General features: G+C 59.4%; 8 protein-coding genes. 2 read left to right on the forward strand and 6 right to left on the reverse strand.

What is annotated here, in order from left to right:
- Positions 1–2 precede the first annotated feature (2 nt).
- Positions 3–1,751, forward strand: a complete 1,749-nt coding sequence (locus E1573_RS09700) for a ShlB/FhaC/HecB family hemolysin secretion/activation protein (RefSeq protein ID WP_133212990.1) — start codon at positions 3–5, stop codon at positions 1,749–1,751.
- Positions 1,752–1,804: 53 nt separating this feature from the next.
- Positions 1,805–2,053, forward strand: coding sequence for a hypothetical protein (locus E1573_RS09705; protein WP_133212992.1), 249 nt, complete (start codon positions 1,805–1,807; stop codon positions 2,051–2,053).
- A 1,448-nt stretch (positions 2,054–3,501) separates the two neighbouring features.
- Here E1573_RS09705 and E1573_RS09715 read toward each other — a convergent pair.
- The 6 genes from E1573_RS09715 to ccsA form a co-directional block, all read right to left on the reverse strand.
- Positions 3,502–5,169, reverse strand: coding sequence for an AMP-binding protein (locus E1573_RS09715; protein WP_133212996.1), 1,668 nt, complete (start codon positions 5,167–5,169; stop codon positions 3,502–3,504).
- 141 nt (positions 5,170–5,310) lie between these two features.
- The gene (gene peaD, locus E1573_RS09720; protein WP_256659507.1) at positions 5,311–6,468 is read right to left on the reverse strand and encodes a quinohemoprotein amine dehydrogenase subunit beta; all 1,158 of its coding nucleotides are present in this window, start codon (positions 6,466–6,468) and stop codon (positions 5,311–5,313) included.
- Positions 6,469–6,499: 31 nt separating this feature from the next.
- Positions 6,500–6,823, reverse strand: a complete 324-nt coding sequence (qhpC, locus tag E1573_RS09725) for a quinohemoprotein amine dehydrogenase subunit gamma (RefSeq protein WP_133212998.1) — start codon at positions 6,821–6,823, stop codon at positions 6,500–6,502.
- A gap of 1 nt (position 6,824) precedes the next feature.
- On the reverse strand, positions 6,825–8,255 hold the full coding sequence (peaB, locus tag E1573_RS09730) for a quinohemoprotein amine dehydrogenase maturation protein (RefSeq protein ID WP_133213000.1): 1,431 nt from the start codon (positions 8,253–8,255) through the stop codon (positions 6,825–6,827).
- Between the two features lie 73 nt (positions 8,256–8,328).
- Entirely contained in the window at positions 8,329–9,846 is a 1,518-nt protein-coding gene (gene peaA, locus E1573_RS09735; RefSeq protein WP_133213346.1) for a quinohemoprotein amine dehydrogenase subunit alpha, read from the reverse strand.
- 240 nt (positions 9,847–10,086) lie between these two features.
- A complete protein-coding gene (gene ccsA / locus E1573_RS09740; RefSeq protein ID WP_256659508.1) occupies positions 10,087–12,276 on the reverse strand; it encodes a cytochrome c biogenesis protein CcsA in 2,190 nt (729 codons plus the stop codon).
- Positions 12,277–12,306 lie beyond the last annotated feature (30 nt).

The following is a 12,306-nucleotide window of genomic DNA, read 5'->3' on the forward strand; positions in this document are numbered from 1 at the left end:
TCATGAAACGCTTTCCTAGCCACCTCAAGGCCGTGACGCTGGCCGTCTGTTCCGCACTGCTGCTGGTTACCGGCGCAGTGCATGCCGGGCCACGTGGCCAACTTGACCCTGGGCGTGTAGAGCTGCCCAACCCCGATGGCAGCCGCACCCCGACCTTGCAAATGCCCGGCACATTGCAGTTACCGGACGCCATCGTCACACCCGACGTCGGGCCAGAACCTGCTGAGATGCAGGCAACCCCCGGTGATACCCGGCGCTTCAACGTCAGTCGCGTGGTGATTCGCGGGGCCGACAGTTATCCCAGCGGTACCTTCGACCCGCTCGCCCGCAGCCTGCAAGGGCGCCAGGTGAGCCTGGCCGAAGTCAATGCGGTAGCGGCTCAGATCACCCAGCGTTACCGCAAGGCCGGCTTCCTGCTGGCGCGCGCCTACGTACCCCAACAGCGTCTGGAGGGTGGGCAGTTGCTGATTCAGGTATTCGAAGGCAAGGTCAATGAAGTGCGTTTCAAAGGCCCCGGTAACAAAGCCCTGGAGCGCTACGCCGATAACATTCGCCAGGAGGTACCACCCAAAAGTGCAACGCTGGAGCGCAACCTGCTGTTGATGAACGATGTGTCCGGCAACGACAGTCGCGCGGTGCTCTCCGCCTCGCCAGTGGCCAACGGCACCGACCTCACCGTGCAGAACGAGCAACGCAAATACGAGGGCTTCATTGGCTTTGACAACCGAGACAGCCGCTACTTCGGCCCCTGGCAGGCCTACGGTGGTTTCGGCATCAATGACCTCAGCGGCAACGGCGATCACCTGGGCATCCGCGCCGGTAAGTCGATCGAAGGCAACAAGATGACCTTCTTCGAAGGCCAGTACGAGTTGCCGGTCGGCGCCCAAGGTGACGTGCTCAGTGTGTTGGCCCAGCATAACGAAGGGCATGCCGACACCTTCTCGTTCCTCAATGCCAACAGCTCGGGCGACACCCTGGCCGTACGCATTACCCGGCCGTGGATCCGTCAGCGCGACGAAACCCTGAAGACCTCACTGGCGCTGACCTACTTCAACGGTAAATCGGAATACCTGGACGACCCTGACAATCCGCCGTCCAGCGACGACCGTATCCGCGCATTGCGCCTGGGGGCCAGCTACGATTTTGCCGATAACTATGGCGGTAAGAACCTGCTCAAAGCCGAGCTGAGCAAGGGCCTGGATATTCTCGGTGCCAGTAATGAAGGCCGCGCCAACCCGTCCCGCGAAGGCGGTCGCACCGACTTCACCAAACTCCAGGTCGACGCGCAACGTATGCAAGACCTCACGCACCTGATGGAGGGCCTGAACCTGTACCTGGCGATGACTGCCCAGACTTCATTCGGTCAGGCCCTGCTCAGCCCCGAGCAGTTCGGCGTTGGTGGCAGCGAGTTTGGCCGTGGCTATGACCCGTCGGAGATCACCGGTGACAGAGGCTTCGCCACCAAGGCCGAACTGCAGTACAACCGCCTGCATACCCTGGCCAACTGGACGGTGCCTACCCAGTACTACGGCTATTGGGACTTCGGTAAGGTCTGGAGCGAAGACCCAAGCTGGACCAGCACCGAGAGCCTGTCATCGGCGGGTGTGGGCGTACACTTCCAAGTGTTCAAGGACACCTATATTTCGCCGGAGCTGGCCTTCCCCCTGACCCACAAAGTCTCAGCCGAAGAGCTCGATGACGACAACGGCAAAGCGCCGCGCCTGTACATCAACTTCCTCAAGCTGTTCTGAACCTGTTTGACCGTGCGCAAGGCCTGCCTTGTGCACGGTGGGGAGATGCTCCGATGAAATTCAATACCCGCTACGTGTTGCATACCGTGCGTACCGCTTCGTTCAACGCCGAAGCGGCTGCCGAACTGCTGCTGGAAATGAGCAAACTGGTCCCGACTGCCAGGCTGGCCTACCGCGCCATGAACCTGGTTGAGCTGATCAATGAGGACGCTGACGATCTCGAACGGATCGCTAATGCCATCGGCAATGGCGAACTGCTCGTAGTGCCAAGTTCGGCGGGCTACCTGTCGACGCCTCAATAGGGCTGGGGACCTCTGTGGGAGATCACCCAGTCCTCCGGGCTGCGCTGTCGCGCAGCAAACATTAAGCACATGACTTCAGGTCTGCAGTGGCACTGACATGTTGAAAAGCAAATGGCGGCTGGCCGGGTATGGCCTGCCGCCTTCAGAAGACAAGAACGAAAATGCCGGGGTTTTGGCTTTGGCTTTGGCTTTGGCTTTGGCTTAGAGAGCTTATCCATTGGGTGGGGCGGCCTTGCCGGCCCCTTCCGCCTTTACGGCGGCCTACTTTGCTCTTGGGCAAAGTAGGCAAAACCGCTCGCTCCTGCATCCGGCCCTACGCTGCGCTCCGGGTTCCCTCGCTCCGGCATTGCTCCCGCGAGGACCGCGCTAACGGGCCATCCATGGCCCGAAGCGCTTGACGGGCTCCTGCCCGTCACCTCACTACGCAATACCTCCACTCGGCCTCCTGAAGTCGCAAACCGCAGCGTCTGGACTATCGAGTCCACAAAAGCTTCAAGCTTCAAGCTTGGAGCTTCAAGCTTGCCGCTATCGAAGATACCGCCAGTACAGTCGCTGCCCGTAACTTAGCGACTTCAGGAGGCCGAGTGGAGGTGCCTGGAGGGCCAGGTGCGTCAGCACCCTTCGGCTATGCCGAAGGCGCGAGATGTAGACTTGGCGAAGCAAGTCGTAGGCTGCGCGGGCCTGGAAGGCGCCGGAGGGAGGGGACCCGGAGCGCAGCGTAGGGCCGGATGTAGGAGCCAACGGTTTTGGTTCCTTTTGCCAAGACAAAAGGGACCCGCCGTAAGGGCGGAAGGGGCCAGCAAATCCACCCCACCCAATGGATAAGCTCTCTAAGCCAAAGCCAACCGACGTTTTTCTATTTTCCCCTGACCCTGCGAATAACCTTAGATATCAATATCTTATAACTTGTTTGATGAGAGCAGAAGTCGCAAGCCGCAGCGTCTGGACTATCGAGTCCACAAAAGCTTCAAGCTTGGAGCTTCAAGCTTGCCGCTATCGAAGATACCGCCAGTACAGGCGCTGCCCGTAACTTAGCGACTTCAGGAGGCCGAGTGGAGGTGCCTGGAGGGCCAGGTGCGTCAGCACCCTTCGGCTATGCCGAAGGCGCGAGATGTAGACTTGGCGAAGCAAGTCGTAGGCCGCGCGGGCCTGGAAGGCGCCGGAGCGAGGGGACCCGGAGCGCAGCGTAGGGCCGGATGTAGGAGCCAACGGTTTTGGTTCCTTTTGCCAAGACAAAAGGGACCCGCCGTAAGGGCGGAAGGGGCCAGCAAATCCACCCCACCCAGTGGATAAGCTCTCTAAGCCAAAGCCAACCGACGTTTTTCTATTTTCCCCTGACCCCGCGAATAACCTTAGATATCAATATCTTATAACTTGTTTGATGAGAGCAGACTTGCCCCGCGATTGCGATGTAACTCACAAATCGCAATCGCGGGGCAAGCCCGCTCCTACTGCAACTCCTCGATGCTGATCTCGCGCATGCGAAACTTCTGTACCTTGCCGGTGACGGTCATCGGGAACTGCTCCACAAAGCGAAAATAGCGCGGCACCTTGAAATGCGCGATGCGGGCCTTGGCCCAGTCGCGCAACTGTGCTTCATCAACGCCCTCACCGGGGTGCAGCCTGATCCAGGCGACAATCTCTTCGCCGTAGCGGCTGCAGGGAATCCCGATCACCTGCACATCAGCCACTGCCGGATGCGTCGAGAAAAACTCCTCCAGTTCACGCGGATAAATGTTCTCGCCACCGCGAATGATCATGTCCTTGCTGCGCCCGACAATACGCACATAGCCCTGCTCGTCCATGCTCGCCAGGTCACCGGTGTGCATCCAGCCCTCGGCGTCGATGCTCTCGGCGCTGGCCTGCGGATTGTTCCAGTAGCCCAGCATCACGCTATAGCCACGCGTACACAACTCGCCTACTTGGCCACGCGGCACACAGTTGCCAGCGCTGTCGATGATCTTGCTCTGTAGATGTGGCTGAGTACGGCCAACCGTGGTGACTCGCAACTCAAGGTCATCATCCGGGCCGGTCTGCAGCGAAACCGGGCTGGTTTCGGTCATGCCATAGGCAATCTGCACCTCGCTCATGTGCATTTCATCAATGACCCGGCGCATGACTTCAATCGGGCAGTTGGCCCCGGCCATGATCCCGGTGCGCAGGCTGGACAGGTCGAAGGTGTGGCGCAGCGGGTGATCGAGCTCGGCAATGAACATGGTCGGCACCCCATACAACGCTGTTGCCCGTTCTTCAGCCACGGCGCTCAGGGTGGTCAGTGGATCGAAAGCATCGCCGGGGTAAATCAAGGTGGCGCCATGGGTCATGCAGCCGAGGTTGGCCATGACCATGCCAAAGCAGTGATACAGCGGCACCGGCACCACCAGGCGGTCGTGCTCGGTCAGGCCAAGGCTTTCGCCGACCAGGTAGCCGTTGTTGAGGATGTTGTGGTGACTGAGGGTCGCGCCTTTGGGAAAGCCGGTGGTGCCTGAGGTGTACTGAATGTTGATCGGCTCATCGCAGCGCAGGCTGGCCTGGCGCGCCGCCAGCGTCGCCGGGCTGACCTCCTCGGCCCGCGCCAACAGTGCCTGCCAGGCAAGAAAGCCCTCGGGCGGTTCACTGGCCAGGCTGACCACCCCGCGCAGCTCCGGCAGATGCTCGCATGCCAGTTCGCCCGGCGTGCACGCCGCCAGACCCGGCGCCAGTTCCAGTAGCATGGCGTGGTAGTCCGAGGTCTTGAAGGCATCGGCACAGATGACCCAGCGGCAACCCGACTGGCTCAGTGCGTACGCCAGCTCGTTACTGCGGTAAGCGGGATTGATGTTGACCAGGATGACGCCGATTTTCGCGCTGGCGAATTGGGTGATGCACCACTGCGCGCAGTTGGGTGCCCAGATTCCCAGGCGATCGCCACGTTCAAGGCCCAGCGCCAGCAACGCGCGGGCAAGGCGTTCAACCTCATCGAACAGCTGCTGCCAGCTGTAACGCAGCCCTTGGTGACGGACGACCAGCGCCTCGCGCGCGGCGAATCGGGCCACAGTGGCATCGAACGCCGCACCAATGGTCATGTCAAGCAAGTCCTTGTCCTGCCGCCCCTGGGTATAGCTCAGGTGATTCATAGATGCCCCTTATGCTTGTTGTGGGCTATCGTCGACGGCTTGTCGTCAGACGCTCAAAACAGTTCAGACAGCAAGCTACCCGGAGTGCGCCGGGTAGTTTGCTATTGCTCACTAACGCGCCGCTGCCTGGCGCGGAAAGGTTTAGCGTGTAAAGACCTGCGCAGTACCGGTGACCATGTCACCACCCGGCAGATTGATGGTGCCAACCCGTTCCAGGCTCTCTGGATCATAGACTGCAACGTCATTGAAGGTCCCGGTCAGGTAAAGCTTGCTGCCGGCTTTGTTGAAGCTGATGCAGTAGTAGGAATGCGCCAGGTTGGACTTCTTGATCAGCTTCTGCTCCTTGATGTCGAACTTGGCCAGATGATTGAGTACGCTGAACATCTGGTTAGGGTCTTTGGGCGAACGCATGCCGGTGAAATAGACTTCCGTCAACGGAGCAAAATCCTGCGTCTGCGTCTTGCCTGTGGCCAAATCGACGCTGACAAAACCGTACACATAGTCAGCCGTGGCCGGATCCTGTTTGTCGTCCTTGAATTTCGCGGCGGTATAGAGCAGCGAGAAATCTCGCAGCGGGCTTTGATGCGACCAGATGTACAGCAAATCCGGCGCACTGTAGAGCGGGCGCTTCCAGCTGCCGGTAGGCAACGCGATGCTGTAATGCCCGGTCTTTACATCAAGCTTGTAGATGTCGCGACCGGCCATGTACAAGCTACCGTCGTCCCCGGCCTGCATGATGGAAATCTGCCGTGGAACCGGAAAAGTCCGCACTGGCTGGGCATTGAGGCCAGCGTCAGTGGCGTACACCTGCAAACGTGGCGCCTGTACCGCATAGTGGTCGTTGAGTATCTGCGTAGGGTTGGCAACGGTGTACAGCTCCTTACCATCCGGGCTGAGCGTCAGGGACAGCATCGACTTGGCCTGCTCGCCCGGCTTGTATGCCAAACGCGCATGGAACACCGTCTTGCAGGTGTCCAAGTCGATGCCATAGATATCGCCGTAGTGATTGTTGAGCACGTAGGCGGTCTTCTTGTCCGGTGCTACCTGGGCAGCACCAGGGCCGAAGGCATCAGGCATCTGGCAGGTTTTGTAGACCTTGTCGGTTGCGACCTCGATCAAATGCAAGTTGTTCGGGTAATTGGTGGCGAGCAGGTATTCGCTACCGGGTTTGAGCGCAGGCCCACTCTCGGCAGCGACCACGCTTGGCACGCCGAACGCCAGACTGACAGCGGTAGCGGTACAGATGGCAAACAGACACATGCTCGTGGCAGCCAGACGGCCGATGAACTGAAGCTTCATAGCGGTATCCTTTTTTATTCTTGTCATCAGGTCACTTGTCGTTCGGGAACACGGTGCTGAGGCTGCGCCAGCCTTCACCGGAACTCTGCCCGTCCTTGTTCCAATCCTGGTAGGTGCTCATCATGTCCGGCACCTGTGCCGGCCACCAGCATGGGTCAGAACAGCCGTAGAGGTCAGCCTCCATCGGCTGACAGAGCGAAGCGACCCCTCCGAACACGTCCACCTCCCAGCCTGGATCGGTGGTCGCCGTGCATCCGGCTACGCTGCTCATGGCCACGACTTCTTCTAGACGATCTTCGGCAGCAGCTTGTTCGAGAATCAATGCTTTATTGTTGAGCGGCTTCAGATGTTTCATGTCAATGCGCCTTCCGCGGAGAGATGTAACTGCTGATGAAGGCCGGGTTGACGGCCATGATGCGGCTGTAGACCTCGATACCGAAGTCCACCCAGTCACGCATCAGCTCGCAGTAATGGTAAGTAGGATGTGTCGGGTCGCCATAGCGGGCATAGCTCTCGTGGTAGCAACCGCCGGAGCACAAGTTGCGGATATGACAGCTGTCACAGCCGGTACCAGTACGGTCCAGGCGCTGAGAGAGGAAGTCGTTCAACTCAGCCTGTTTCACCCCGCCATGCACGTTGCCGAAGGTCGGCATGCTCGAACCGGTGAAGCGGTGACAGAGATTCAGTTCACCCTTGTGGTCGACCGCCAGCATTTTCAGCCCGGCACCGCAGGGCAGCGCTTTCTTTTGCCCCTCATGGATGTCGGTGATCAACTGATGCAGGTTGGAGAAGCCGATATTGCGGTGCTCCAGCGCAGCTTCCAGGTAGCGCCGGCCCAAGGCCTTCATGTTGGCAAAGACCTCGACCAGCTCTTCATTGGTCAGGTTGAAATCAGACATATCACCGGAGGTGACCGGGGCAAAGCCGACTTCGGCAAATCCCAGCTCATTGAACAGGTGATTCCAGATCGTCTCTACATCCGTGATGCCACGGGTCAGCGTCACCCGTGCGCCGACTGGACGGCTGCGATAGCGTGACAGCAACAAATCGACCTTGCGCCGCACCACGTCATAAGTGCCTTGCCCACCAACGGTAATGCGGTTGCGGTCGTGCACGGTCTTCGGCCCGTCAATACTCACCGAAAGGCCAAAGCGGTGGGCATTGAGGTAGTCAATGATCTCTTCTGTCAGCAACGTGGCGTTGGTGGTCATGATGAATTCCACCTGCTTGCCTGCTTCGGCAAAACGACGCTCGCAGTAATCGACCATGTGCTCGATCAACGGTCGGTTGGACAACGGCTCGCCGCCGAAGAACACCACGCTGTAGCGCTCCTCATCCGGCGACTCCCTGAGCAGCATCTCCACCGAAGCTTCAGCGGTTTGCGCGTTCATTTTCTTGCCGGCCGAAGGCTTGTCCAGGTCTTCCTTGTAGCAGTAGGTACAGCTGAGGTTGCAGCCGGTATTGACGTTCAGTACCACAGTATTGAGCGCCGTCCGCTCTACCCTGCTGACACCGAGTTCGGGGGTCAGCGGTGAACCATCGCTGACCAGCTCAAGCGCGATCAGTTCGCGCAAGGTTTCGTTGACGTCCTGCCCGGCGAAGCGCCCGGCCAAACGTTGCACCAGGTCTTCCGATGTACAGCTCTGCGTGCGCAAGGCGTCGATGATGTCACCGGTCACGTCGTCGGTAGCGAACAGCGAACTACTCGGAATGTGGAACAGCATGCGATCGTCGTCCACCCGCACTTCGTGCAGGTTACGCTCGACCAGATTCAAGATTGCGACCATGGCGATCTCCCGGAAATGTGCTAAATCGTCGTTACGATTCCAGGCGGGGCAACCCCGCCCGAGCCTCTAGCGGTTATGGCAGCGGCGGATTGTTCCAGCGCTGGACCGTGACGATCAGTTGTCCTTCACCTTTCATGCCGCCGTCCTCCAGTTGGGCGATCACCTTCAGGTTGCCAACGTTGTTGGTCATCATCTTGCGTTGCGGGTTCGGGCCGGCGCCACCGGGTACGAACACGCCGTCAGGCTGCATGTCGCCGGCAAACTTCACATCTTCATCTTCCTTGGCTTGCTCATCGAACGGCTCGACCGTCCATTTCGCCGGCAGATAACCGATGCGGTAAGGCTGACCATCAGCGCCCTTGCCCCAGGCCTCAGCCTCAAAGCGGCCTTGCACCTTAGGTGTTGCACCGCCGTTTTCACCGACCCGGGCAATGGAATACTCAGGCACTACCTTGACCTGGTCGATGTCTTTGTACACCACCAAGTCAACCCCTTTGAGCGAACCCAGGACCACGCTGCGCGCGCCCGGCACAGCATCAGCGGCAGCTTTGACTTTGACGCGCAGTTTCTGCGGGGTGTTTTCCAGCACTTTCAGGATTTCGACACCGGCACCCAGATCCGGCGTGCCGGAGAGGCCGCTGCCCACCAAGGTCAGCTCAGCTTCGCTCCCGGCCTTGATGAAAGCCGGTTGCACCGCCAGCAGCTTGGCGTTGTCATTTTTTACTGCGCTGAAATCCAGACCACGCTCATCATGCTCGGTTTCGAACATACGCCCTTTCATCTCGCCGTTAAGGGCCGCAAACACCTGACGCATACGCACATCCCCAAGCTGCAGGCTGGCGCGCCATTCATAACCGTTATAAAGAATCGCCGAGCCCTCGCCGTTGAACGGGGTGCCGTCGGCATACTGCCCCTTGACCTGGACCTTGAAGGTATCGCCGGCATCCTGAGTCACCGTCATCACTCCATGCACATCACCCTTGGCCAGCATGTGGCCGCTGAAGCTCCATTGCCCGGGCAGGACTTCAGCTTTGGGTTTGTTCTTCTGCCATTCGCTCCAGGCTGAGCTTTCCAATGGGTAGTTTTTCGCCAGCAGCGGTGCGACTTCTTTGTGTGCCAAACCGTACCAGTCGCGGTCGCGGGACAGCGATTGGTATTCCAGCGATGGCCAGCGGCCAAGGTGGAAGTCCACCAGACGCTCCCATTCTTTGAGCGGTCGACGCTGTAGCTCGAATCGCGCGCCTGAGTGACAACGGGAACACATCTGGTTGAGGGGTTCGTCGATCTTCTCGACGGTGTTCAAACGGCGCTCCATGGCGTAGCGCACGCCTTCAGTTTCGCTGGGCGCCAGGCCTTGCTTGTCGGCCAGGAACTTGACCACCGACCGGCGATCCTCATCGCTGATTTTCAGCCCGTACATCAATTGCATCCGCGCAATGCTCATCAACCACCCTTCGGGTGTTTTGCGCTGATGGCTGATCCGGCTCAAAGCATCATTGCCTTCAGGGGTATGGCAGGCCATGCACTTGGCGTTGAGAATGGCCTGGCCATCCTTTGCAAACGCAGGCTGCAATGTCGCACTGGCCATCATGGCCAGCGTGCAAGCACTCAGGTAATGCCGGAGTCGTGTTGTCTTCAAGGTCAAGCCTCCACGGTATTGTTGTTATAAATCTTCCGCGCCCGGCGAAGGGCTATTCAGCACATCTGCATCATGTAAAGCACATCACATGCCAAGATATTTTTTCTCTTACATAACAGTTAGTTACTTATAAATGGCATGGACAGGCTGGCTTTACACACGCATGACGGCGTCTTATTTCGCGATCACTGTCTAACTCTGAGACACCGGTGTCTCGTTTCGGGAAGCATGACCGTGGCCTGGCATTGCGAGCATGCCAAGCACCATCGCCGACAAGCCAACCCAGACCAGCGATACAAACGGATAGCGCCGGATCACAACGACCCCCTGAATCTCATGGCTGCTGCCTTCAGCTTGGCTGCCGACCTGCATCAACCGTGGCGAAGCCGGTACCCATACCTGCAGGTCCTGCGCCCAGCCACGCACAATGAAGGGGTGCAGTACATAACCCGGGTCGCCCACGTGACGTGCATAACGGTAATCAAGTATCTCGCACAGCTGCCGAACCGGACCCTGATAGCCCGGCGGCAATTCGCGCCGATCCTGAAACAAGGCTTGCCCGGCGACCACCTGGCCCTCGCTGCGTAACTCCACCTGGGCCACCGCCTGGTAACCCGAGAAGTTCGCCTCACTGCTCAGGGGCAGAATGCGTACCTGCATCTGGTCCGCTACTCGATGCCACTCCTGCGGTGCAGAAGCGGAAGCAATATTGATCGGCATATAAGAGTTGAGCGCAGTTGCCAGCAGACCGCCGATCAGGGCTACCACCGCCCCGCCATGAATCAATGCCAGAGGGCCTGTGTGGCGCAGCGTTCCGAGTCGGCGGCTGCGCCACAGCACTGATGCGCCCCAAGCCACGCATGCTGAGAGCAAGAACATTGCCGCGAGCAAGGCCGCATCCAGCCAGGGCAGCACGTCGACAATGCTTTGCGACAATACCCCTTCCCCCGTGTAGCGCGAGGTCAGCCAGGCACCGCGCCAAGCGGTCAGCGCCACCCACAGGCTCATGACCAAGGTGATGACGCTGGCGATCCGTGTGCGCATGCACCGGCGCAGAAACACCCAGCCCCCCAGTAAGCCCAGCAACATGATCACCGGCGTCAGCCATATGCCGAGCGTGTGACCATTGACATCCCAATGGTCGAACGCCCTGCGCAATCCCGCCAACTCTTCAGCAGTGGCCCAGGTGACCAGCGTTTCGAAGAAGGGTTTGAGCTCCGAGGCTTTCTCAAGTTGCAGCCACTCACCAATATGCGCGCTGAGTAGCGCAGCGACTGCCAGCAATGCTGCACCGGCAAACAACCACATCGAGAGATCAAGGCCCCAGTCAGAGGCCGACCGGCGTATCTTCTTCACCCTCGGGACTGATCGCGTAAACGCCTTCCAGGCATAGCCGACCATCAACCCAAGGATGACGACCGCCAATGCCAGATGGCTCAGCCAAGAAGTCGTACCGATGTAGCGGTGCGAGCTGGCCACGACCTCGCTGCGCGTCACCGACATGGCAATGCAAGCTAATGCTGCGGTCAGCAGGCTCAGTATCGGCAGCAGTCGCCAATTGTTGCCCATTGCGCGCCAGCGCCGAGCCCCATGCAAGACAGCCCCAAGCATCGCCCACACCGCGAAGGCGGCCGTTTGTACCGGGTCCCAGTGCCAGAGCTGACCAAAGGTAAAGTCTTCAAGCGCCCAGACCATGCCCATGCCGATACCGGCGGTCAGTACCAGCCAGGCGCGCCTGCTGTAGGTGGACGCAATCCGCCCGTACGCGCCGCTGGCGCGCCCCAATCCATCGAGCGCGGCACCGGCGGGGGCTATTGCCCACGCGTAAGCAGCAAGAATCAGCGGCGCATGAAACGCCATCCAAATGGTCTGCAAATGCGCATTCATGCCTTGGCTCGTTTGAGCGGCAAGCCAGTCCGACGGTGTTGCGGTGAAGGGCCCAAGCCAAGCGGCGGCCAGTGCGTACCAGGCAGCAACCAGAGCATTGGCGCGCCCGGCCCACCCGGGTAACGACGCGTTGCGCAATCCGATGGTCATGCAAATGGTTGCTAGCAGGAGCACCGTACCTTCGTCCCCGCCCCAGAGATTGGCGATTTTCAGGTAAGCCGGCAACGCCGCACTGCTGTAGAGCCAGATGTAGCGCAAATGGAAATGGTCAGCCAGCAGGTGCAGAATCAGGCTTAAACAAGCGCCGAAGAGCATGATCAAGGCCAACTGCCAGAGCACAATGCGCCGCGACGGTCGCAGTGTGCCCAGCGCAATCAGTACGGCCACCAGCACCAACAGCAGGTTGCCGGTTTGTGGCAGGAACCAGAGCAGCGCACAAGACAGGCACAACCCCAGCCCCCATCGCCAGCGTGAATCGAATCGTAGGTCACTCACGAGTGGATCTCCTTTTTGTTGTTATCCAAG

Source organism: Pseudomonas sp. H9, from assembly GCF_004353925.1.
Taxonomy (GTDB): Bacteria; Pseudomonadota; Gammaproteobacteria; order Pseudomonadales; family Pseudomonadaceae; genus Aquipseudomonas.